Origin of the sequence: Thermosipho atlanticus DSM 15807, assembly GCF_900129985.1 — a bacterium.
Taxonomy (GTDB): Bacteria; Thermotogota; Thermotogae; order Thermotogales; family Fervidobacteriaceae; genus Thermosipho_A; species Thermosipho_A atlanticus.
Window position 1 is genome coordinate 298,559 of the sequence record NZ_FQXN01000002.1, and the last position, 23,815, is coordinate 322,373.

Here is a 23,815-nt window from a genome sequence, read left to right on the forward strand (position 1 = left end):
TATGTTTGGGCTTATTAATATTGGTTTTGGTAATGTAATTGCTGGTGATAGGATTGTTGCAATTGTAAATCCTGAAAGTGCTCCGTTGAAAAGACTTAAGGAGGATGCGAAAGATGAAGGAAAACTTATTGATGCAACGTATGGTAGAAAAACTAGAGCAATACTTATTTCTGATAGTAATCATATAATTTTAAGTGCCATACAACCAGAAACTATTGCTCAAAGATTTATGCAATCATTTTTTGAAATAGAAGAACAACTTGACAAAATTAGAAGAAAGGGATAATATGAAGGGAACATTGTTTGTAGTTAGTGGGCCATCAGGAGTTGGAAAAACTAGTATAATTAATTCAATAATTGATAAAATAGATAATGTTGTATTTTCGGTTTCTTGCACTACAAGACCTCCAAGACCTGGAGAGGTTGATGGAGTTGATTACTTTTTTGTTACAGAAGAAAAGTTTTTGGAAATGGTTCAAAATTCAGAATTTTTGGAATGGGCAAAAGTTCATGGAAATTTATATGGTACCCCCAAAAAATTCGTGTTTGAAAACATTGATAAAGGTAATAAAATAATATTAGATATAGATGTTCAAGGGGCGTTACAAGTAAAGAAAAACTATGATGATGCTGTTTTTATTTTTGTAGCTCCTCCGAGTTATCAGGTATTAAAGGATAGATTATTGAAAAGAGGAACGGAATCACCTGAAGCACTCTTGAAAAGACTAAATAATGCTAAATGGGAATTGTCGAAGATGATAGAATTTGATTATTTAATAGTTAATGATGATTTAGAGAAATCGATACAGATTATGAAGTCAATAATTATTGGCGAATCATATAGGACAAAAAGAGTTTTAACAGAAGAATTAATAAAAAACCTTTTTAAGGGGGTAAGTGATAGATGAAACCAGTAATCAATTATGATGAGTTATTAAAGAAAGTTCCATACAAATTTGCAATTCCTATTGCTGTAGCAAAAAGGGCCGAAAATTTAAAGGAATTTGCCAAAGCATATGTGAAAACTTGGGATAATAACTATGTTAGTATAGCTTTAAAAGAACTCAGTGAAGGCTATGTTAGGATTAAAAATGAAGAAATTTTGAAAATTTTAATTCCAAATGTAAAGTAATAATTTTCAAAAATTACTGTAAAAAACACCCCCATTACTTTCCTTTAAATGGGGGTGTTTTTCGTTGTTAAATAATCTTTATTATTCAATAGGTGCTTTTTCTAAAAACAGTTTTGCAAGTTGATAAGTATTTTTGTAATCGTTGAGATTAATTACAGATACGGGACTGTGAATGTATCTTGAAGGAATTGAAATTACGCCAGCTGGTACTCCATAGATACTTCTAGCATACCGCGCAGCATCTGTTCCACCTGCAATTCTCCTTTTGTATTGGAATGGGATTTTATTTTCTTTAGCAACATCAACTAGAGAATCAAATATTCTTTTATCGATTACATAACGTGAGTGAAGAAAAGTTAGAGCTGGGCCGTCTCCTAAATGTGTAGCCCAGTGTTCTTTTTCTAATTCAGGATTATCACCAGCTGTTGTGCATTCAAATGCAAGTGCAAAATCGGGTTTAATTTGTTCAGCAACAACAGCTGCACCTCTTAATCCGGTTTCTTCCTGAACAACAAAAGCGAAATAAAGATCATAATCGCTTTTGACATCATTAATGATTAAATCCATTAAAATACTACATCCTCCCCTATCATCGAAGGCTTTTCCGGTGGCAAAATTTCCGATTTCTGTGTATTTTGTATCGAATGAAACATAATCACCTAATTTAACTTTTTTTTCAGCTTCTGTCTTTGATGTAAAACCTGCATCAATTTTTAAATCGGAAAATTTTGGAGTTTTCAGGTAGTCTTCTTTTTGAAGATGAATTGCCTTAAAGCCTATAACCCCTTGGATTTCATCGTTGATTTTTACTCTTTTACCAATTGCAACTCTTGGATCAACACCACCTACTGGCATAAAAGAAAAAGTACCATCATCGTTAATTTTTGTAATCATAAATCCTACTTCATCCAAGTGTGCATCAAGTATAACTTTAGCTTTTCCTTTCCCTTTTTTTAGTGCTATTAAATTTCCCATTCTATCTATCCAAAATTTGTCAACTTTATTTTTGATTTTTTCTAAAATGAAATTTCTAACTTTATGTTCATTTCCAGAGACTCCATTTAATTCTGAAAGCTCTTTTAGAAACATCATTGCACCTCCATTTCAATGATAGTAAATGCCATTAATTTTGCTGTATTCTCAACGTCTGTTATAGAAACTTTTTCATATGGTGTGTGCATATATTTTAAAGGTATGGAAAGTAATTGAGTTTTTATTCCAGTTCTTACAAGTTGTACTTCATCGGTGTCTGTTCCTGAATTTCGTGGGATAGGTTCAAGTTGAGTTTTAATATTGTATTTTTCAGCAACTTTCCTTACTTTTTCATTGAATTCTCTGTCTATTACGGGGCCAAAACCAACAGCTGGTCCTTTGTTGAGTTCAATTTTAGCGTATCCAGGTATTTTCTCATCTCCGTGGGTTACATCAATTACGAAAGCATAATCTAGTTCTGAAAAATATGCACTTGTTGGAGCCCCGGGCCCTCCAATTTCTTCCTGTGTTGTAAAAATAAAGAAAACATCGAAAGAGTGGTTCATTTTTTGGAGCATTTTAGCCGTTAAAATAATCGAAGTACAACTTGCTCTATTATCAAGAGCAGGAGCAAAAACAAAATTTTGGGTTTCAAACCCTTTTATATCATCTAGCATTACTATGTCGCCAACATTTATTTCTTTCCATTTTTTATTCATGCTAATATCAAGAAACAAACCATCAAAATTTGGCATTATTTTTCTGTCCTTTGATTTTTGTAGGTGAGGCGCTAAAAAACCAAAGACGCCATTAAATATCTTTCCATTTGAATATATGATAGCTCTTTGTCCTGCAACAACTTTAGGATCCCAACCTCCTATTTTTTCTACGTACGCAAATCCTTTTTCATCAATTTTACTAACAACAAATCCGAGTTGATCTACATGAGCAAGTAAACCAATTCTTCCTTTGCCGTTTCCTTTTTTCAAGCAAATGAGACTACCTAATTTTGTAATGTGACATTCGTCAGAGTATTCTTCCATTATTTTCTGTATTTCTTTGATTACTTGATTTTCAAATCCGGATGGGCCGTGAATAGAAGTTAATTTTAATAGTAAATCTTTTGTGTTCAATTTTATCCCTCCCATATTTATGCATTCTAATTTAATTTTAACACAATTTTTATTTTTTTATTTCAATTTTTCAAGTTTTATTATAGGTTATTGATATAATTATAATTGAAAGAGAAAAAGAAAAAATTCAAGGGGTGGTGAAATGCGAAAGGCAAAAATAGTTGAAGTTGAGTTAACTACGATTTGTAATTATTCTTGTTTACATTGTTACTGCTTTGCTGGAAAACCTTCAAGTAATGAACTAACAACGGAAGAAGTGAAAAAAGTTATAAAAGATTTATATGAAGCTGGTGTTGAAATAATTGATTTAGTGGGTGGAGAACCTTTAACTAGAAAGGATATATTTGAATTAATTTCATATGGAAGAAAATTAGGTGCCAATTTGATGCTTAATACAAATGCTTCTTTGGCAACAAAACAGGTGGTTAAAAAACTTAAAGAAGTTAATCCAGATTTGCATATTGGTATTTCTATTGATGGTCATATCAAAAAGATACATGAATTTGTTAGAGGGGCAGGAACTTTTGAAAAAACAATGACTGGGTTGCAAAATTTTTTAACAGAAGGATTTAACGTAACAATTTTACATGTTATTAACAAACAGAATTATAAATATTTTGAGGATATGGTACAATTTGCAAGGAAATTTGGTATGAATTTATACGTGGATAGGTTTGTTCCTGTTGGGAGAGGAGAACTATTTAAAGATATTTTAACTCCTACGAAAGAAATGATACAGTATGTAAATGAAATAATTAAGAAATACGCAAATGAAGTGAACTTTTATGTAGAGGAAAATATTTCTGGCGGTGAATGTACGGCTGGTAAAACGCATGCGTCGGTGCTGGTAGATGGTACTGTTGTGCCTTGCGGACATTTCAGATATGATCCAGAATATTATATGGGAAATATTAAGAAGATGTCATTTAAAGAAATATGGGAGGCATTTGATCCAAGCATATTAACAAGAGATTGCGAAAATTGTAAGCTTTTTGAGGAGTGCAAGGGTGGTTGTAGGGCATTTGCGAAAAAATTAGGTTTAACACATGATCCAATATTTTGTGAGGTGAATGACAGTGTTTGAAAAGGATATTCAGTTTAGAAAGTTCCAATTATATGGTTTCCTAAAAAACTTGAGATTTTTTGAACCTTTTTTGATACTTTTTCTTTTAAGCAGTGGTCTAAGTTATTTGCAAATAGGTGTACTGTATTCAATAAAGAGTGTTGCTACTAATATTTTGGAAATTCCTACTGGAATAGTTGCTGATTTGTATGGGCGAAAAAAAGCAATGCTTTTTTCAATGAGTTCATATATTGTTTCTTTTTTTATATTTTACTTTTCTTATTCTTTTGTTTTATATATTTTTGCAATGATATTATTTGCTTTTGGAGAAGCTTTTAGGACAGGTACACACAAAGCAATGATTTTTGATTATTTAAAATTAAAGAATATAGAAAATTTGAAAGTACAATATTATGGTTCTACCAGGGCAGCATCTCAATTGGGTTCAGCAATTAATTCATTGCTAGCTGCAGCAATTGTCTTTTTGAGTGGTGATTACAGAAAAATTTTTGCTTTTACAATTATTCCTTATGTTTTAAATTTTATAAATTTAGCAACGTATCCAAAAGAACTTGATAAATTGGAAATGAAGAAATCAAAAAAAGCTACTTTAAAGGATTTCATTACTGCTGTAGCAAATGTAAGAGTTTTGAGAGTAATATTAAATACTTCTTCATATTCCGCTGTATTTAAAAGTTTAAAAGATTACTTACAGCCAATTCTTGAAACTTTTGCTTTAACACTTCCTATTTTTGTAAGTTTAAATGATGAGAAGAGGTCGTCAATAGTAATTGGCGTAGTATATTTTGTATTGTATTTATTGACTTCATATGCTTCTAAAAATTCGTGGAAAATTAATAGAAAAGGGTCTACAATAGCTTTAAATTTAACATTGTTACTAGGAGCTTTGTCTATTTTATTTGCTGGTTTAACTTATATGTTTAAATTTTATGTTATATCAATTGTTATCTTTGTGGTTTTATACATTATTGAGAATCTAAGAAGGCCAATATCAGTGTCGTATATTAGTGAAAATGTAAAATCAGATGCATTAGCGTCTGTTCTATCAGTGGAATCGCAAACAACGACGTTTCTTACAGCGGTGTTTTCAGTGATTGCAGGTTATTTTGCTGATAAATATGGAATTGGACAAGCAATCACAATATCAGGAGTAATTTTAATAGGTATATCATTATTGGTTGGTATTAAAGAAAAGTAAAAGAGTTACGAGTTATCGTATTCTTTTAGTTTTTCTAAAATTTTTTTATAATCAAAGAAATTGTGCCAAAAACCTTGGAATCTTTTAATGTTTAATTCTTTTTGGAGAGGAATAAGTAGTTTATGATAAATTTTTTGGATATGCTTTTTTTTCATGTGGATTTTAAGACCTTGAGGTAGAATACCAATAAGAACATCTAAAGTGATTACATCAAATAAACTTTCTATGAAAGAATAGTAAATATTTTCAGATTCAAAGTCTGAAATTCCTATATTTAAATTATTTAATTGTATTATTTCTAACTTGTTTAAGCACTTTTTAAACTTTTTCCAATTGATTTCTTCTGAGTAAATAGTATCAGTGATATCTTCAAATCTATGATTTGTTAGAAATTTTGAAAAATAAACAAATTCCTGCTTTCTTGCTGTTTTAAACATTATTGTATCTGTGTATAAAGCAATTGCAAATGAAAAAAGGACGTAATCATTTAAAACGATGTTGAATTCTCTCGACAATTCGTATAAATTAACAACGTTGGCGCTAGATTCTGAAATATACGAAAAAAGTGAGTTTTTAATAAATTCTTTGTCTCTCATATGATGGTGATCAAATAGAACGTATGGTTTGTTTTTTGGAATAAAATTAACATGTTCTTTCATTTCGGTATCATAGATGAAAACAAAATCATAATCAGTAAAATCTTTTTTTTGATTATCACTTAAATTTAGTTTTTTAACAAGTCCTTTGGTAGTTCTCAAGGTTATTTTTGGGATATAATAATCCCCACCAAATACATTTATTCCCCAATAGATGGATGCTATACCATCACAATCAGGATTAATGTGTGTTGTATGGAGTATCTTTTTTTGTTTAACAATTTTGAATAAGTCACTAAATTGCATATTATTCACCTCGTAATAATTATATATCAAATTTGCATTTTCGTTTATATAGTGTATAATTGAATTATTAATACAAGTGAGGTGAAAACATGGGTGTTAAAATTGGAGATACTGTAACTCTTCATTATGTTGGAAAATTTGAAGATGGGGAAATTTTTGACAGTTCATTTGGGGGAGAGCCACTCGAATTTGTTGTGGGTAGTAATGAAGTAATACCAGGATTTGAGGAAGGCGTTATTGGTATGGAAGTAGGCGAAAAGCGAACAATAAATATTCCAGTTGACAAAGCATATGGCCCAGTAAAAGAAGAGTTGATTTTCCCGGTTAAGAAGAGCAATTTACCGGAAGAAATAGAAGTCGGCGGATATTTAGAAGTTCAACAACCTGATGGGAATGGTTTTATAGTTAAAATAGCAGATATAAAAGGTGATACGGTATATTTAGATGCTAACCATCCGTTTGCTGGTAAAAATTTGATTTTTGAAGTAGAAGTTGTATCGATAAAATGAAAAAATGTGAATAGAAAAATAAATTTAAGTGTGGTAAAAGCGATTTCCTTTAAAGGAAATCGCTTTTTTTTTAGTCAATATTATTTGAATATGAATTTATATACTATTTTGTGATGAAAAAATTCATTAGGTTCAAGAATAGTATTTGGAAAATTTGGATGATTAGGTGAATCGGGGAAAAATTGAGGTTCGAGGCATATTCCAAAATGTTTTTTATAGATTGTCCCATATTTGCCTTTAACATTGTCGAGATAGTTACCAGTATATAATTGTAAACCCGGTAAGGTTGTATATAATTCAAGCGTTATACCTGTTTCTAATGATTGTAAGCGAGCAGCTAATGATGGTTGATGTTTTGAGGTATTTAATACAAAATTAATGTCATATTCGTAATTCTTTTTTTTGAGAATTTCTTCGAGCTTTATCGGAGTTGTAAAGTCATATATAGTGTTTTTTACAGATTGAATTTCACCTGTTGGGATTAAATTCTCGTTTAAGGGGGTATAAAAATTTGCATTTATTTGCAGTAAATGGTTGTATATATTTCCTATTCCGGATAAATTAAAATAACTATGTTGAGTAAAGTTCACTATAGTTGGTTTATCGGTTGTTGCATAAAAGTCAATTGATAACTCATTATTATTTGTTAATTGATAAATTGTCATTATGTCTAGATTACCCGGGAATCCTTCCTCACCATCAGGGCTTCTATATTTTAAGATTAATTTAGGACCCTCTGGAGTAAGATGCGAACTAGCCTTAAAAACTTTGGTGTGAAAACCATTTATACCACCATGTAAAGAATTAGGCCTTCCATTGTCGTTCAATTGAAGTTGATAAGTTATTCCTTTAATAGTAAATCTTCCATATGCAATTCTATTTGCATATCTTCCAACTATAGCACCAAAAAAGTATTTTGAATTGTATTTTTCGTATTCTTCTATAGTATCAAAGCCAAGAACGATATCTTGATATTTTCCAAATTTGTTTGGAATTAAGATATTGGTAATAATGCCACCATAGTTGATGATCTTAACTATTAGTCCTTGTGCATTAATGAGTGAATATTGAAATATAGAAATTCCTTTGGAAGTTTTACCATAAAATTCTTTTTTTACTTTACCAAAAGTGTGTTTGTTCAAAATATCTCCTCCGTTTTTGTATCTCATTTATTTATTATTTATTATACTACTTGTTCTTAATGTTTGTATTTAGATATACTTGACAGCAGCTGTAAAGTGCTGTAAAATTTGTTGCGAGGAGGGATATAATGAAAGAAAATTTAAAAAAGATTTTGGAAATTTTGTCCAAATCAAAAGGTCCTGTAAAAGGGAAAGAACTTGCTGAGTATCTAGGTGTGAGTAGACAAGCTATAGTTCAATATATTTCGATTCTTAAAACTCAAAATTACAAGGTTGTTTCTACAAGGGATGGTTATATCTTAGAAGATTCTAGTGGAAAAATAAGAAAAATGGTAGCGGTGAAGCACTCTATTGATGATATCTACAATGAATTAGTTTCAATAGTAAATGCTGGAGGAACAGTTGTAAATGTAATAGTAGAGCATCCACTTTATGGGGAAATCACTGGAAGATTGGATATTAGTACTATGGATGATGTGTCAAAGTTTATAGCTTTAATGGAATCAACGCATGCCAGACCGTTATTAGAGCTTTCTGGTGGAATACATATACACACGATTGAAACTCCTGATAAAGATACAATGAAAAAAGTTTTAGAAGCAATTAGTGATTACCTTATTAAGGAGGTGCACATATGAAAATAGATGAGGTAGTTGGGAAACTTGTTACGAGAAAACATCAGAAAAGATTATTATTGGTAACTTCGATACTTTGGATGATTGGGGCAGCTGGGGTTATGGTTATGCCGTTTGCTATTCCTGATATTTCGAAGGAGTGGGCTTTAAGTACAACGTTAAGTAGTTCGTTGATCAGCTCTGTTTTTTTAGGTATGCTAGTAGGTGCATTAAGTTCTGGGTTAGTTTTAGATTACGTTGGAAGAAAGGTTGGAACGATTATTTATCTTTTGATCTCTGTTATTTTCACAGTGTTTTTTGGTATTTCAATTTCGTATAATACAGCTATGTTTTTAAGATTTTTGTCTGGAGTTGGGTATGGTGGACTGCTTCCGGCAGTAAATACTTATCTTTCCGAGTATACTTCGATAAAACTTAGGGGGAGGTATTTGGTACTTCTAGAAGCAAGTTGGGCTATCGGAAGTATTTTAATTGCTTTATTTGCTGTTACAATTGGAGAAAAGTTAGGTTGGAGATGGAATTTTTATATTTTCATTTTAGGAATATTTTCATTAATTCCTTTATCTTTTGAACGAGAAACCCCAAAATATATTTTCAAAAAATATGGTAAGAAAAAATTGGAAGAAATATTTGGAAGAGTTAAAGGGGAAATAGAACCAATTGAAGAGGTAAAAATCACATACAAAGCATTATTTAGTAAAAGTCATATCAAAAAGACAATAGTTGTTATTGTTTCATGGTTTGTAGTAAGTTTTGTGTATTATGCTTTGTTTTCTTGGGCACCTAAAATTTTTGTTGCTCAACTTGGTATAACTATTACTAAAGCAAAATGGTTTACGTTCTATATTTACTTGGCCCAACTTCCCGGTTATTTATCTGTAGCATATTTAATTGAAAAATGGGGTAGAAAACCTACATTAACAACTTATTTTATAGCTATGGGTTTAAGCGCTTTACTTCTTCCTTTTGTTTCGGGAAATATTTCATTCTTAATAATAATGTTGATAATTTCGTTTTTTACATTGGGAGTTTGGGGACTTGTGTACGCTTATACTCCTGAACTTTTTCCAACATCATTTAGAGGAACAGCAAATGGATTGGCTGGTTCAATTGCAAGAATTGCCGGAATAATTGCACCGTATTTTACAGGATATTTTGTTGATAAGTCCATTTTTATTGCTTTGCTGATTATTGCTATTTTAGCGGGAGTATCGGGTATAACTGTTTTGCTCCTTGGAAAAGAAACAAAAGAAATGTCTGTAAACTAAAGCGCCCGATGGGCGCTTTAGTTTTATTAAACAAAATCAGTGTGATTTGACTAGTAATTATTTTTGTGTTATACTATTAGCAGATATTTATTAAGAGTGATAATGAAAGTGATAAGTGGGGTGATTGAATGAGGGATCTTTCTGAGCGACAGAAAAAGATCCTATATTGTGTTGTAAGAGAGTATGTAAAAACGGGTGTACCTGTAAGTTCAAAAAAAGTTTTAGAAACTACTAATCTTGATTGGAGTGGTGCTACGGTAAGAAACGATTTAAGAAAATTGGATTATTTAGGGTATATTTTTCAGCCTCATACATCAGCAGGGAGAATACCTACTGATAAAGGGCTAAGATTTTATGTCAATGAAATATTAAAAATAAGACAAGAGACAAAAAAGAAAGGTTCTTCCGTAGATACGACAATGAATTTTCCAATAGGAGATCTTGATAAAGTAATTCATGGAGCAGCAAAACTTCTTGCGACTACTGTAAAAGGTTTTGTGATTATTGAAAAACCTAGTCCAATGAATCTCAGAATTAAAAGAATTGTTTTGACCCCCGTTACTAGTAATTTTTCAATTGTGAATATTATCACAGAACTAGGATTAACTACAGTTTTGCCAATTCAACATTCAGAGATTTTTAACATAGATGAAATTGAACATTTCTTAAATAAAAGTTTGCAGGCTGCCTTTTTAAGCGATTTTAAACTGAAATTGAAAGAAATAACCGAAAGATTTTCTTGGGCTGAGGGAAGATTAAAAGAATTTATAGAATTATCTGAACGAATTGCTTCCGAAAAATACGAAGATTACATTGCTGATGGAGTATTTAATTTAATTAATGCAAAACGATTTGACGAAAATAAATTGAAAGAAATTGTGAGATTATCAACCTCTATAGATTTTTATTCTCAGATATTTAATTTAGGTGAAGGAATCTATATTGGGAAAGAACATAATCTGAGAAATTTTGAACAGTATACGGTAGTTATAGTGCCTTATTTTGTTGGTTCTAGAGAAGTAGGTAAAATTGCAGTGATTTTTGATAAATTCGGTGATTATGACAAGGTATTTGAAAGCATAGAATACGTTGTGAATAGATTAACTGAATATTTTACAGTTGTATCAAGAAACGTACAATAATGGAGGTGATAGAATGAAAAAAGATTTGGATAGCAAGAAAAAAACAAATGAAAAAAATGAAGTTAAGGTTGAAAAAGGCCAAAAAGTCAATAATAATGAAAAAAAGATAAAAGAACTAAAGGAAAGAATTGAGGAATTGGAAAAGCAATTAAAAGATTTTGAAAACTATGCGAGAATATTAAAATCACAATTTGAAAATTACAAAAAGGATGTTGCAAAAGAAAAGGAACAAATTACGATAAGTACTACTGGAAGAATAGTTGAGAAATTCATACCAATTATTGATGATTTCAAAAGAGCATTCGTAAATGCCGAAGAAGAAATCAAAAATACAAAGTTTTTTAAAGGCATTGAGTTGATATATAAAAATTTCATGAAAGTTCTTAAAGATTTAGGCTTAAGTGAGCTATCTGTAGGTGAAAAATTTGATCCATTTGAACAAGAGGCTGTAGAAAAAATAATGGACGAGGAAAAAGAAGAATATACGATTATTGAAGTTGTTGAAGATGGTTATAAATTCAGAGATAGAGTAATCAAACCTGCAAAAGTCAAAGTAACAGTCAAGCCTAGGAGGTGAATATATGGCAAAAAAAGATTATTACGAAATATTAGGAGTTTCTCGCAATGCAACTAATGAAGAGATTCGTAAGGCATATAAACAATTGATAAAAAAATGGCATCCTGACAAACACCACGAGAATAAGAGGGAAGCGGAACAAAAATTTAAAGAGATACAAGAAGCTTATGAAGTATTGTCGGATCCTGAAAAAAGAGCAATGTATGATAGATATGGGTATGTAGGTGACGTTCCACCAAATGCAGAAGGTTTTGGCGGCTTTGGTGGTTTTGGTGGTTTTGAAGATATTTTTAGAGATTTCGGGGATTTTATTAATAATGATATTTTCAATATTTTTTTTGGGAATCAAAGGACTTCTTCAAGGAGGAAGCAGAAGTCTCCTAGAAGAGGTGAAGACATAAATATAACTGTTGATATATCATTTGAAGAGTTATTTAAGGGCACTACTGTTCCTCTAGAATATGATAGGTACGAAACATGTTATCATTGTAAAGGCGAAGGAATAGAACCCGGAAGTGGATGGGTTACTTGTCCAAAATGTCATGGTACAGGTACGGTGAGAGAAGAAAGAAGAACATTTTTGGGTGTAATAGTGAATCAATATACTTGTAATCAGTGTGGAGGAACTGGAAAAATTCCTGGGGAAGTTTGTCATATTTGTGGTGGTAATGGGCGAATAAAAAAAAGGCACAAAGTTGAGGTAAAAATCCCTGCAGGAATAGAAGATGGAACTGTTTTAAGAATAGCACAAGGTGGTAATGCTGGATACTATGGTGGAGATTATGGTGATTTATATGTTCATGTAAGAGTGATTGGTACAGGTGGCTTTATAAGAAAAGGAAGAGATCTAATAAAAGATTTAACTATTGATTATATTGATGCGATTTTAGGTACAGAACTAACTTTGAAAATGCCAGATGGGAACGAGAAAAAAGTGAAAATTCCTTCTGGCGTTCAACATGGAGAAGAAATATATGTCTATGGTGAAGGATTACCTGACATGAGAACGGGAAAAAGAGGAGATTTAATATTAAGGATTAAAGTTGAGATTCCTAGAAGAGTTTCGAGAACTGAGAAAAAATTACTGCAAGAAATTGCTAAGATAAGAGGGAAAATATGATAAAAATTGAAGAAATCGTAAGTTTCATTCGAAAAACACTAAAAGAAAACAATTTTTCAGGTGCTGTTTTAGGCGTTAGTGGGGGAATTGATTCAGCAGTTGTATTAGGTTTATTGGTAAAAGCTATAGAGAAAGATAAAATAAAGTGCTTTATATTACCTGAAAGAGATAGTCCGCCTGATAGTGTAAAAGATGCAATATTAGTGTGTGAAAAGTTTGGTGTAAATTATGAAATTAAAAGAATTTCAAAAATTTTGAAAGCTTTAGGTATATATAGTTACTATCCTCCAGCATCTTTGATTCCGTGGAATATTAGAGCCAAGTACGCTAAAAAGAGATGGAATAGTTATAGCCGACATTCTAATCCATATGAAATGGATGTTTCTGGTACAGAGGATTCTGAGTTTTTAAAAGGGATTTCTTATTATAGAGCCAAACATCGCGTTAGAATGGTTTATTTATACAAGGAAGCTGAACTTAGAAATTACGCAGTTATTGGTACAACGAATAAGACAGAATTTTTAACGGGGTTGTATGTAAAATGGGGTGATGATTCAACAGATATAGAGCCAATTATGCATCTTTATAAGACTGAAGTATATGAATTAGCAAAGCAACTGGAAGTGCCAGAAAAAATAATTAAAAAACCAGCTTCACCAGATTTAATTCCAGGATTAAGTGATGAAGAAGCGTTAGGGTTAAGTTATAATGATATTGATAGAATTTTAAAAAAGCTAGAGACTAACGAGAGTTTACAAGAAGAAAATCCGGAAAAAGTGGCTATCGTGAAAAGATTATATGAATTAGGAAAAGTAAGAAATAAAATTAGAAATTTAAGTTTGCTTAATGAAATTTAAGTATATATAGGGGGAAAATCAATGAATTTAAAAATTTTAGCGAGAAAATTTGTAGAACAGGTTATAATAGAAGTTCTACCGGACAAACTTGTAAAGGATAAATTAAATGAACTTGATATCAAAGGAAGTGTTTATGTTTTATCTATTGGAAAAGCAGCATGGCGAATGGCTAAAGCAGCTTCGGAAGTACTAAATGTCAAGTATGGAATTGTGATAACGAAATACAACCATTCATTAGGACCAATTGAACATTTTGAAATTTTTGAAGCTGGTCATCCAATTCCCGATGAAAATTCATTAAAAGCAACAAAATATGCTATCGAAAAATTGAGTGGTTTATCTGAAAATGATCATTTGATATTTTTAGTTTCAGGAGGCGGTTCGGCACTTTTTGAATATCCAGAAGATGGTATTAATTTTGAAGAGATTCAGGATATAACAAGGCAATTATTAAAGTCTGGTGCAGACATTGTGGAGATTAATACAATTAGAAAAAGACTTTCAAAAGTAAAAGGAGGAAAATTTGCAAAAATAATTTTTCCAGCAAGAATTACAGCCCTTGTTTTGTCTGATGTTTTAGGAGATAGACTTGAATCGATAGCTTCGGGCCCAGCATATCCAGATATTATGACAAAAGAAGATGCAAAAAAAATTATAAAAAAGTATAATTTAAAAATTTCGGAAAAAGTTATGAAAGCGATTGAAAAAGAGACACCAAAGCAAATTGAGAATGCAACACATTATATTATTGGAAGTGTTGAACTTGCATGCAAAACTTTAGAAAAATTTGCAAATAAAGAAGGATTTAATACATATATTTTAACTACACAACTGAATTGTGAAGCAAAAGAGGCAGGTAGATTTGTGGCAAGTATCGCAAAAAGTATAGATCAAACAAGTTTTATAACTCCTGCATGTATCATATTTGGGGGAGAAACTGTTGTAGAAGTAAAGGGTAAAGGAAAAGGAGGAAGAAATCAAGAGCTATCTCTTTCGGCTGCAATTGAGATAGAAGGGATGGATAATGTTGTTGTAGCCTCAGTAGGGACAGATGGAACGGATGGTCCAACAGATGCTGCAGGTGGAATTATAGATGGAGAGACGGTAAAAAAAATAAAGAAATTTGGGAAAGATCCTTATGAATTTTTGGAAAATAACGATTCTTATAACGCTCTTCTCTTAGCAGGAGATCTTTTGAAAACAGGACCCACTGGGACGAATATAAATGATTTTGGATTTATACTTATTAAGTAAAGGTGATAAATATGAAAATCTTGGTTTTAACAAAAATTACTAGTTACTTTGAAAAATTAATTAAGTTATATTCAAAAAAATATGATCTTGAGTGGTATACAAATGAAAATCTTGATGGGATTCTTCCAGAAGTTGAAGCAGTTATTGGGGCGTCTTTAACGGAAGAACAAATAAAGAAAGCTAAAAATTTAAAAATCATATTTGTTCCGTGGACGGGTACTGATAAACTTCCTTGGAGGATAATTAGAGAAAAGAATATAATTGTTTCTAATTCCCATGGTAATGGGAAAATTGTTGCTGAGAGAGCTTTGGCGCTTGCTTTAACTCTACTCGGAAGGGTTGTAGAGTATCATAATGATTTAATAAAAGGTATTTGGCATGGTTTTGTTAAAGGATTTAGAGAGGAAGATTATTGGATTTCACTTCAAAACAAAAGTGTTTCAATTCTAGGCACAGGTGTGATAGGAAGGCAATTAGCAAAATTACTTAAAGGTTTTGATTGTAAGATAATTGGTTTTAAAAGACACATTGAAAAACTGGAGGGCTTTGATTATATTACTAATTCTATAGAGGATGCTATCTTGGCTGCACATATTATATTTTTGACTCTTCCATTAACAAAAGAAACATTTCACATAATTAATAAGGATATCCTAAATAAAATGGAAGGAAAATTTTTAATAAATGTTGGTAGGGGTGAACTGATAGATGAGGAGGCATTATATAATGCATTAAGTAATGGGAAACTATTGGGTTTTGCTAGTGATGTCTGGTATGAATATCCAGATAAAAATCGAAGAGTTGTGCTACCATTTCATTATCCATTCCATACTTTCAAAAATGTGGTTATTTCTCCTCATGTGGGTGGTTTTACATTGGAAGGTCAAATTGGAAGAATTGATGAACTTTTTGAGAATATCCTTTCCTATTTGAAGACTGGTAAGCCCAAAAATATTGTTGATCCTGAAAAAATGTATTGATTTTAGGTTTTGGGAAAATAAAGGAGGGATTTTATGAATATAACAGTTATTGGAGCGGGCAATGGGGGACTTGCCTTAGCTGGTTTTCTTGGAATGCGCGGATATAGAGTAACGCTGTATAATCGAACGTTAAGAAGAATAGCTCCATTTATGAAATCAAAAACTATCAAACTAGAAGGGGAAGTTTCAGGGAAAGTAACTATAGAAAACATTACAACAGACATTCAAGAGGCATTAAGTGATGCAGAATTAATCATGATTGTTGTTCCTGCATTTGCTCATGCAGATATAGCGAAGAGAGTAGCAAATTATGTAAGAGAAGGTCAAATATTTATTTTGAATCCTGGAAGAACTTTTGGAGCACTTGAGTTTTGGAATGTTTTGAGAAATATGGGGGTAAAAAAAGACTTAATTGTTGCCGAAGCTCAAACATTTCTTTTTGCTTCTAGAACTTCTAATCCGGGAGTTTCCCATATTTTTAGAATAAAAAATGCTGTGCCAGTTTCGGCTTTACCTGCTAATAGAAATAATAGATTGAAAGAAGTTTTAGAAGAAGTATTACCTGAATTTCAGGTTGTTAGTTCAACGTTATATACAAGTTTTAATAATATAGGTGCCGTTTTTCATCCGGCTACTTTAATATTAAATTCTGGAAGAGTTGAAAGTACATATGGAAAATTTGAATTTTATCTTGAAGGAATAACACCTTCTGTTGCGAAAGTGTTAGAAAAAATAGATCAAGAAAGATGCTTAGTGGCGAGAACTATGGGGATAGAACCTATGTCGGCTGTAGAGTGGCTTAATTATGCTTATGATGTTCAAGGGAATAATTTGTTTGATGCTATACATAACAACAGTGGATATCAAGGTATAATAGCACCTCCAAGTCTTCAAAATAGGTATATATTTGAAGATGTTCCTATGAGTCTTGTTCCTATTTCTTCAATGGCGAAAAAATTGGGAATAGAGACACCTGCTATTGATTCAATAGTATACCTTGCTTCAATTATGATGAATAGAGATTTTTACAGAGAAGGTAGGACTTTACAAAGGTTGGGGATTAATAACTTGAATATAGATGAGATAAAAAAATTGTTGAACGAGGGGGTGTAAAATTGAAAAAAATATTAGGTGCATCAATTGGAAGTTGTGTTCATATTGCTGGTCTTTTAAATTTTTTGAAATTAGCCGAAATTGAAGGATATAAAGCAATTTATCTTGGAGGAGCAGTTGATATTGACAAACTTGTAGGTGCAATTATAGAAACAGATCCTGATATTGTGGCTATAAGTTATAGATTGGATCCTAACGCTTTAAGACAACTATTAAGGGTTTTAGAGAATAAGTTAAGAGAAAATAATATTCTAAATAATAGAATATTTGTATTTGGTGGAACAATTGAAACAGGGATGGTTGCTAAAGAATTTGATTTTATTTCAAAAGTATTTGATGGCACGCAAGAGATAGAAGAAGTAGTTTTCTGGCTTAGAAATATAGAAGCTAAGAAAGAAGATAATAAAATACTACCTCAGAATCTTCCTGAAAGGATTAAATATAAGAGTCCATTTCCTTTAATAAGACATCATATTGGGCTTCCCACAATAGAGGAGACCGAGGAACATATAAAGGTGTTAGCAGAATCCGGCCTTTTGGACATTATTTCGCTTGCTCCAGATCAAAATTGTCAACAATTTTTCTTTGAGCCTGAAAAGATGGATAAAAAACAGGATGGGGCTGGTGGAGCACCAATAAGAAGTGCAGAAGATTTTAAAAGATTATATAATGCTTCTCGGCGAGGAAATTATCCTTTAGTAAGAAGTTATTCTGGTACACGCAATCTTGTTGAGTTTTCAAAAATTTTAAAAGAAACAATTAACAATGCCTGGGCAGCTATACCCTTGACTTGGTATTCAGAACTTGATAGAAGATCAGATAGAGATTTATTAAGTGCAATAAAAGAAAATCAAGATGCGATAAAGTGGAATGCTGTTAATAATGTCCCCGTAGAAATTAACGAAGCTCATCAATGGTCATTGAGATATGCCCATGATGCAATGGAGGTTGCAACTTTTTACCTAGCAGCGTATAATGCTAAAAAATTAGGTGTAAGATATTATATTGCTCAATATATGTTGACGACACCACCAGGGTTGTCACCAAAATATGATTTAGCAAAGCAAATTGCAAAAAAACAGTTAATAGAAACATTGCATGACGAAAATTTTGTTTCTTATACTATGATTAGAACAGGACTTCTTTCTTTCCCTGCAGATGAATTTTTAGCTATGGGACAGTTGGTAAGTACAATGTTTTACGGTATGTATTTGAAACCTGATATTTTACATGTTGTTTCATATTCTGAAGCAATTAAAAGGGCAACAAGTAAAGAAATAATTGAAAGTGTAAAAATGGTTAAACAAGCTATGAGAAACGCAATGCTTGGATTTCCAGATTTTATGAAAGATAGAGATGTAAAAGATAGAGTTGAAGAATTAAAAAATGAAGCCATGGAAATAATTGAATCAATAAAGTTGTTGGGAAAGGGTTATAGTGATCCTTTGATTGAGCCAGAAGTAATCTATAACGCTGTAAAAGTTGGGATTTTAGATGCCCCAGGTTTAAAGGGGCTTTCAGTAGCTAAAGGCAGATTTGAGACTAGAATCATAAATGGAGCGAGTTATGCAATAGATGATAATGGAAATGTTTTAAGAGAAAAGGATAGATTGAAGATCATAAGGAAGGAGGCTGGAATATGAAAATTGCTATAGTTCACGAAATCAATTTGAATGAAGAAGAAAAGAAAATGGTAGAAAGTGTAAAGAAAGCTTTATCTAAAAAATACGAATGTGAACTCGTACCTTTCGATGAGACATTTATAAGTAGAATAAAGGATTACAATTTTGTTTTTAATCTTTCAAACAAGGGTGGTAAAGAGACAAAGCAACTTCATGTTCCAGCAATTTTGGATGCATTAAACATACCATACACTGCTTCAAATGCTTATTCACATTCTTTATGTTTAGATAAAATTACGACAAAAATTATAATGAAATATCATAACATTCCAACACCAGAATTCATGTATTTTGATATAGGTGAATTACCTGAAAAAATTGATGATAAAATTTATATTGTGAAGCCACCTCGAGAAGGAAGTGCCAAAGGTATAACAAGAGAATCAGTTGTGGATAATTTAGAAGATATGAGAAAACAAATAAAAAAGATTCATGAGGAATTTAAACAACCTGCTTTAGTAGAAGAGTTTATTGATGGAATGGAGGTTAGTGTAGGTTTAATAGGTAATGATGAAGATTTAGAGGTACTGCCTATTCTTGAAATAGATTTTTCGAGTCTTCCTGAAGGACTTGAACGGTTCTATTCGTATAATGTAAAACATAATTATGGTGAACAAACGAACTATGTGTGTCCAGCAAGAATACCAGAACAAATTAAAAATAGTCTTGAAAAATATGCAAAAAAACTTTTCAAAGTTCTTTCGTTGAAAGACTATGCAAGAATGGATGTTAGAATAAGAAATGGAAATATTTATTTTATTGAAGTGAATTCTCTTCCACAACTTGTCCCGGTTTATTCGGATATTACTAAGATGGCTGAAGCAGCAGGTATAACTTACGAGGATTTAATAATGAAGATTTTGGAAAGTGCAATGAGGAGGTACAAGGGGGAAGAAAAATGAAAAGTTATACGAAATATTTATGGTTTAATACTAAAAAGAGAAAGGAATTAGTTAAAATTACCGATGTTGTCGAGAAAATTGTTGAAGAAAGTGGAATAAAAGAAGGTTTTTGTTTAGTATCAGCAATGCATATAACAGCTGGTATAATAGTTAATGATGACGAATCAGGATTGCATAAAGATATTTGGGAATGGCTTGAAAAACTTGCCCCTACTGGTGATTATCATCATCATTGGACTGGTGAGGATAATGGTGATGCACATCTAAAACGAATTTTAACGCATCACCAAGTAATTTTGCCAGTAACAGATGGAAAACTAGATTTAGGTCCCTGGGAACAAATTTTTTATGCAGAATACGATGGGCAGAGAAGAAAAAGAATAGTAGTAAAAGTGATAGGTGAATAGTATGGAATTATCTCAATTATACCGTTCTGTTTTAGATTCAATTATTGAAGGCGTGATAATTGTTGATGAAGGCGCACGGATCTTGTATATAAACAAGACTGCCGTGCGTCTTTTAAATTTATCTGGTGATTTTATCGGAAAACATGTTACGAAAGTGGTACCAAATACAAGATTACATATTGTTGTAAGAACAGGGATACCTGAAATTGATGAGGTGCAACATGTAGGAAAAAACATTATAGTTACATCAAGGATACCTTTGAAAGACAAAGAAGAAAATATTGTTGGTGCTGTTGCTGTTTTTAGAGATATTACAAGTGTTAAGAAACTTGCTGAAGAAATAACAAATTTACATGAAATCGAGGCAAGATTAAAAGCCATTATTGACTCAACTTACGATGCAATTTCAGTTGCAGACGAATATGGAAATGTCATTTTAGTGAATAAAGCTTATACAGAACTTACTGGTTTTAAACCTGAGGAGGTTATTGGAAAACCAGCTACAGTGGATATTGCAGAAGGTGAAAGTATCCATTTAATGATTGCTAAAACAAGAAAGCCAATTTACAATGCAAGGTTAAAAGTTGGTCCGATGAAAAAGGAAGTAATAGTTAACGCTGAACCGTTGTTTGTGAGAGGGAAGTTCAGTGGAAGTGTTGCAGTCGTACATGACGTTTCAAAAATTTTAGATTTGACAAGAGAACTTGAAGAAATGAGAAGAATGATGAGGCAAGTAAAAGCTCAATATACATTTGAAGACATCATTGGAAAAAGTGAAAAAATACTTATGGCCAAAGAACAGGCAAGAAAAGTAGCCAAAACCCCTGTAACAGTTCTTTTGAGGGGGGAAAGCGGTACAGGGAAAGAACTTTTTGCTCACGCTATTCACAACGAGAGTAATAGAAAAAATGGCCCATTTATAAGTGTGAATTGTGCTGCCATTCCTGAAAATATACTTGAGATAGAACTTTTTGGATATTCTGGAGGGGCATTTTTAGGAGCAAGAAAGGAAGGAAAGAAGGGGTTGTTAGAAGAAGCAGATGGAGGGACATTGTTTTTAGATGAGATTGGTAAAATGCCCCTTAGTTTGCAAGCTAAAATTTTAAGATTTATCGAGAGAAAAGAATTTTTACCTGTAGGTTCGACAACGGTCAAAAAAGTTGATGTAAGAATAATTGCTGCCACTAATATGAATTTGGAAGAATTGGTAAAAAAAGAAAAATTCTTATCTGATTTGTATTTTCGCCTAAATGTTTTTCCTATTTTTTTACCTTCTTTAAGAGAAATAAAGGAAGATATACCTGTGCTTGTTAAACATCTTTCCAAGAAAATTGCACGACAGTTTGGAAGAAAAGTAGATGATGTTTCATCCGTTGCAGTAAAGTATTTAAAAAGTTATGATTGGCCCGGAAACGTTAGAGAACTTGAAAATGTTATAGGTAGAGCGATTATTAATATGAATATTAATGAAACTATTTTAGAAAAAAGGCATTTTCCGACATTGTTTTTGGAAAAAACTTCGGAAAATTTCAAATATGAAGGCTCATTAAAATCATTAGTTGAAGACTTTGAAAGAAAGGTAATTGAAAATGTTTTAAAAGAAAACAAAGGTGATAGAACTAAAACAGCTAGAAGTTTAGGGATAAGTATAAGAACGTTGTATTATAAGATTGAAAAATATGGATTAGGATAAGGGGGATTTTTAAATGAAGTTAAGAATTTTAGTTGAAGGTGGAATAATAAGTGTTCCTGACAGAGTAAAAGCACCTTTTTCTACGATTACACTTTTAGAAAGTTCTAATAGAAAAATTTTATTGGAACCTGGTGATTATTCAACTCATAGTATTTTGGAACAAAACTTGAAGGAGTTAGGTATTGCAGTTGATGATATTACAGATATAATTCTGACACACTTCCATCTTGACCATGCTTACAATTCAATTTTTTTTCCAAATGCTACAATATATATTCATAGAAATTATTTAAATAAAAACTATGAATCTTTTGGAATGATCGTTGGAAAACAATATAAATTTGTAAAAGACAGTTGGAAAAAGGTAAAGACTTTTGATGATGGTGATGTTTTGTTTGACAAAATAAAAGTTTACTACACTCCTTGGCATGCAAGAGAACATTCATCTTTTGTTGTAGAAACGGAAAACCTAGGAAAAGTGTTTTTTCCAGGAGATATTGTAATGACTCGAGTAGAATTTTATGATATAATGAGAGTGTTGAGAGATGATGATTGTGCAAGATTTGTGCGTGAGATCGCATCTAGTTGTGATTATTTGATATTTACACACGATAGTTATATTAGCCTGAAAAAATGGGGGTGAAATTGATGAAAGTTGCTTTAATATCTTATGAAGTATATCCATTTGCAAAGGTTGGGGGATTGGCTGATGTTGTAGGAGCACTTCCAAAATATTTGGAAAAGCTTGCTACTTCACCACTTGTAATTATGCCAAAGCATAAAGTTGTTGAAGTTAATGCCGAAAAGTATTCATATAAATTAGAGAAAGTCAGAGAAAGTATAGAGATTCCTTATCTTAATACAAAAGAAAAATTTGATATTTATTATTCTAAAATTCCTAATACAAATGTTCCGATTTATTTTATTGAAAATGAATATTATTTTTCTTCAGATGATGTGTACGGTGGGCCGGATTTAGCAGAGCAAGCGATTTATTTTTCTGCAGCTGTTTTAGAAACTTTGAAATTAATAGCTCCGGATGTAGAAATAATTCATGTGAATGATTGGCAAACAGCTTTAATACCTGTTTATTTAAGAACACTATATAAAGATGACCCACTTTACAAGAAAAGTTCAACTGTTTTGACAATTCATAATCTAGGTTATCAAGGAATTTTTGAACCAGATTATATTAAATTTTCTGGGTTACCTGAGTCAGTGCTTGATATAAATGGTATAGAATTTTATGGAAAAATTAATTTTTTGAAAGGCGGAATTCTTTTTGCAGATGTTATAAATACTGTAAGTCCTACGTATGCTCAAGAGATTCAAACAAAGGAATATGGTGAAAGATTAGATGGTGTTTTAAGACTTAGAAGTTCGGATTTATACGGAATTTTAAACGGTATAGATTATGAGGAATATAATCCTGAAACGGATTCAAGGATTTACGTAAATTATTCATTAAGAGAAATAGAAAAGAAATATGAAAATAAACAAAAGTTACAGGAAGAATTGGGATTACCACAAGGAGATCTACCAGTTCTTGGAATTATTACCAGGTTAGTTGATCAAAAAGGGTTGGATATTTTAGCTGATGTTCTCAGGTACATTCTTCTTATGGATGTGCAATTTGTTTTGCTTGGAACAGGTGATAAAAAGTATGAAGAAATGTTTAAAAAATTGGAAAAAGAATTTCCAGAAAAAGTTTCTGCAAATATAACTTTTGATATTAATCTTGCCCAAAAAATATACGCAGGTTCGGATATGTTTTTAATGCCTTCTAGATATGAACCATGTGGATTAGGGCAAATGTATAGTTTGAGATATGGAACCATACCTGTTGTAAGATATACTGGAGGTTTAGCAGATACTGTGAAAGAATATGATGAAAAAACCTTTAAAGGAAATGGATTTGGTTTTAAAGAATATAGTTCCGCATACTTGTTAAAAGCCATTGCGAGGGCGGTAGATTTTTACAAGAACAAGAAAGTTCATTGGAGAAAACTGGTTGAAAACGCTATGAAAACAGATTTATCTTGGGAAAGATCTGCAAAAGAATATTTAAAATTGTATGAAACAGCCAAAAATAAGAAATTACAGGGGAGGTAAG

At 31.6% G+C, this 23,815-nt stretch carries 25 protein-coding genes; 21 read left to right on the forward strand and 4 right to left on the reverse strand.

The window, feature by feature from the left end; genetic code table 11:
* The first annotated feature begins 1 nt into the window (after position 1).
* From BUB65_RS03775 to rpoZ, 3 genes are read left to right on the forward strand one after another with little or no spacing between them, the layout of a single operon-like run.
* Positions 2 to 286: a DUF370 domain-containing protein gene (locus tag BUB65_RS03775; RefSeq protein ID WP_073072363.1), complete on the forward strand. Its 285-nt coding sequence runs from the start codon at positions 2 to 4 to the stop codon at positions 284 to 286.
* 1 nt (position 287) lies between these two features.
* Positions 288 to 908: a guanylate kinase gene (gene gmk / locus BUB65_RS03780; RefSeq protein WP_073072514.1), complete on the forward strand. Its 621-nt coding sequence runs from the start codon at positions 288 to 290 to the stop codon at positions 906 to 908.
* Positions 905 to 1,132: a DNA-directed RNA polymerase subunit omega gene (gene rpoZ / locus BUB65_RS03785; protein ID WP_073072365.1), complete on the forward strand. Its 228-nt coding sequence runs from the start codon at positions 905 to 907 to the stop codon at positions 1,130 to 1,132. The genes gmk and rpoZ overlap by 4 nt, the downstream gene beginning before the upstream one ends.
* Positions 1,133 to 1,213: 81 nt before the next feature.
* Here rpoZ and BUB65_RS03790 read toward each other — a convergent pair whose 3' ends face one another.
* Both BUB65_RS03790 and BUB65_RS03795 read right to left on the reverse strand, forming a co-directional pair.
* Positions 1,214 to 2,221, reverse strand: a complete 1,008-nt coding sequence (locus tag BUB65_RS03790) for a M42 family metallopeptidase (RefSeq protein WP_073072367.1) — start codon at positions 2,219 to 2,221, stop codon at positions 1,214 to 1,216.
* The gene (locus tag BUB65_RS03795; RefSeq protein ID WP_084728020.1) at positions 2,221 to 3,237 is read right to left on the reverse strand and encodes a M20/M25/M40 family metallo-hydrolase; all 1,017 of its coding nucleotides are present in this window, start codon (positions 3,235 to 3,237) and stop codon (positions 2,221 to 2,223) included. Before BUB65_RS03795 ends, BUB65_RS03790 begins: the two co-directional genes overlap by 1 nt.
* A gap of 142 nt (positions 3,238 to 3,379) precedes the next feature.
* On the opposite strand from BUB65_RS03795, the gene BUB65_RS03800 reads away from it, so the two are divergent.
* On the forward strand, positions 3,380 to 4,321 hold the full coding sequence (locus BUB65_RS03800) for a radical SAM/SPASM domain-containing protein (protein WP_073072372.1): 942 nt from the start codon (positions 3,380 to 3,382) through the stop codon (positions 4,319 to 4,321).
* On the forward strand, positions 4,314 to 5,519 hold the full coding sequence (locus BUB65_RS03805) for an MFS transporter (protein ID WP_200773529.1): 1,206 nt from the start codon (positions 4,314 to 4,316) through the stop codon (positions 5,517 to 5,519). Before BUB65_RS03800 ends, BUB65_RS03805 begins: the two co-directional genes overlap by 8 nt.
* Positions 5,520 to 5,524: 5 nt before the next feature.
* Here BUB65_RS03805 and BUB65_RS03810 read toward each other — a convergent pair whose 3' ends face one another.
* Entirely contained in the window at positions 5,525 to 6,421 is an 897-nt protein-coding gene (locus BUB65_RS03810; protein WP_234946745.1) for a DHH family phosphoesterase, read from the reverse strand.
* 89 nt (positions 6,422 to 6,510) lie between these two features.
* Between BUB65_RS03810 and BUB65_RS03815 the strand changes: the two genes are divergently transcribed.
* On the forward strand, positions 6,511 to 6,930 hold the full coding sequence (locus tag BUB65_RS03815; RefSeq protein WP_073072376.1) for an FKBP-type peptidyl-prolyl cis-trans isomerase: 420 nt from the start codon (positions 6,511 to 6,513) through the stop codon (positions 6,928 to 6,930).
* Positions 6,931 to 7,010: 80 nt separating this feature from the next.
* On the opposite strand, the gene BUB65_RS03820 is transcribed toward BUB65_RS03815, so the two are convergent.
* Entirely contained in the window at positions 7,011 to 8,072 is a 1,062-nt protein-coding gene (locus BUB65_RS03820) for an aldose epimerase family protein (RefSeq protein ID WP_234946747.1), read from the reverse strand.
* Between the two features lie 128 nt (positions 8,073 to 8,200).
* On the opposite strand from BUB65_RS03820, the gene BUB65_RS03825 reads away from it, so the two are divergent.
* The 15 genes from BUB65_RS03825 to BUB65_RS03895 all read left to right on the forward strand — a co-directional run bounded on the left by BUB65_RS03825 (position 8,201) and on the right by BUB65_RS03895 (position 23,814).
* Entirely contained in the window at positions 8,201 to 8,710 is a 510-nt protein-coding gene (locus tag BUB65_RS03825) for a transcription repressor NadR (protein WP_073072381.1), read from the forward strand.
* Positions 8,707 to 9,975, forward strand: coding sequence for an MFS transporter (locus BUB65_RS03830; RefSeq protein ID WP_073072384.1), 1,269 nt, complete (start codon positions 8,707 to 8,709; stop codon positions 9,973 to 9,975). Before BUB65_RS03825 ends, BUB65_RS03830 begins: the two co-directional genes overlap by 4 nt.
* Before the next feature lie 128 nt (positions 9,976 to 10,103).
* Positions 10,104 to 11,117: a heat-inducible transcriptional repressor HrcA gene (gene hrcA / locus BUB65_RS03835; RefSeq protein WP_073072392.1), complete on the forward strand. Its 1,014-nt coding sequence runs from the start codon at positions 10,104 to 10,106 to the stop codon at positions 11,115 to 11,117.
* 13 nt (positions 11,118 to 11,130) lie between these two features.
* Positions 11,131 to 11,694 carry a nucleotide exchange factor GrpE gene (locus tag BUB65_RS03840; protein WP_073072394.1) on the forward strand — a complete coding sequence of 188 codons (564 nt, stop codon included), beginning with the start codon at positions 11,131 to 11,133 and terminating at the stop codon, positions 11,692 to 11,694.
* A gap of 4 nt (positions 11,695 to 11,698) precedes the next feature.
* The gene (dnaJ, locus tag BUB65_RS03845) at positions 11,699 to 12,814 is read left to right on the forward strand and encodes a molecular chaperone DnaJ (RefSeq protein ID WP_073072396.1); all 1,116 of its coding nucleotides are present in this window, start codon (positions 11,699 to 11,701) and stop codon (positions 12,812 to 12,814) included.
* Positions 12,811 to 13,671, forward strand: coding sequence for an NAD(+) synthase (gene nadE / locus BUB65_RS03850; RefSeq protein ID WP_073072398.1), 861 nt, complete (start codon positions 12,811 to 12,813; stop codon positions 13,669 to 13,671). The genes dnaJ and nadE overlap by 4 nt, the downstream gene beginning before the upstream one ends.
* 21 nt (positions 13,672 to 13,692) lie before the next feature.
* Positions 13,693 to 14,925, forward strand: coding sequence for a glycerate kinase type-2 family protein (locus BUB65_RS03855; RefSeq protein ID WP_073072400.1), 1,233 nt, complete (start codon positions 13,693 to 13,695; stop codon positions 14,923 to 14,925).
* A gap of 11 nt (positions 14,926 to 14,936) precedes the next feature.
* Positions 14,937 to 15,905, forward strand: a complete 969-nt coding sequence (locus BUB65_RS03860) for a 2-hydroxyacid dehydrogenase (RefSeq protein WP_073072403.1) — start codon at positions 14,937 to 14,939, stop codon at positions 15,903 to 15,905.
* 33 nt (positions 15,906 to 15,938) lie between these two features.
* Positions 15,939 to 17,018 carry an NAD/NADP-dependent octopine/nopaline dehydrogenase family protein gene (locus BUB65_RS03865; RefSeq protein ID WP_073072405.1) on the forward strand — a complete coding sequence of 360 codons (1,080 nt, stop codon included), beginning with the start codon at positions 15,939 to 15,941 and terminating at the stop codon, positions 17,016 to 17,018.
* Positions 17,019 to 17,020: 2 nt separating this feature from the next.
* Entirely contained in the window at positions 17,021 to 18,661 is a 1,641-nt protein-coding gene (locus BUB65_RS03870) for a cobalamin B12-binding domain-containing protein (protein WP_073072407.1), read from the forward strand.
* Positions 18,658 to 19,602, forward strand: a complete 945-nt coding sequence (locus BUB65_RS03875) for a D-alanine--D-alanine ligase family protein (RefSeq protein ID WP_073072410.1) — start codon at positions 18,658 to 18,660, stop codon at positions 19,600 to 19,602. Before BUB65_RS03870 ends, BUB65_RS03875 begins: the two co-directional genes overlap by 4 nt.
* Complete coding sequence (locus BUB65_RS03880; RefSeq protein ID WP_073072412.1) at positions 19,599 to 20,009, forward strand: secondary thiamine-phosphate synthase enzyme YjbQ; 411 nt, start codon at positions 19,599 to 19,601, stop codon at positions 20,007 to 20,009. The genes BUB65_RS03875 and BUB65_RS03880 overlap by 4 nt, the downstream gene beginning before the upstream one ends.
* 1 nt (position 20,010) lies before the next feature.
* Positions 20,011 to 21,702, forward strand: coding sequence for a sigma-54 interaction domain-containing protein (locus BUB65_RS03885; RefSeq protein WP_073072414.1), 1,692 nt, complete (start codon positions 20,011 to 20,013; stop codon positions 21,700 to 21,702).
* Between the two features lie 13 nt (positions 21,703 to 21,715).
* Complete coding sequence (locus BUB65_RS03890) at positions 21,716 to 22,345, forward strand: MBL fold metallo-hydrolase (protein WP_073072416.1); 630 nt, start codon at positions 21,716 to 21,718, stop codon at positions 22,343 to 22,345.
* A gap of 5 nt (positions 22,346 to 22,350) precedes the next feature.
* Positions 22,351 to 23,814 carry a glycogen synthase gene (locus tag BUB65_RS03895; protein ID WP_073072419.1) on the forward strand — a complete coding sequence of 488 codons (1,464 nt, stop codon included), beginning with the start codon at positions 22,351 to 22,353 and terminating at the stop codon, positions 23,812 to 23,814.
* Position 23,815: the final 1 nt, after the last annotated feature.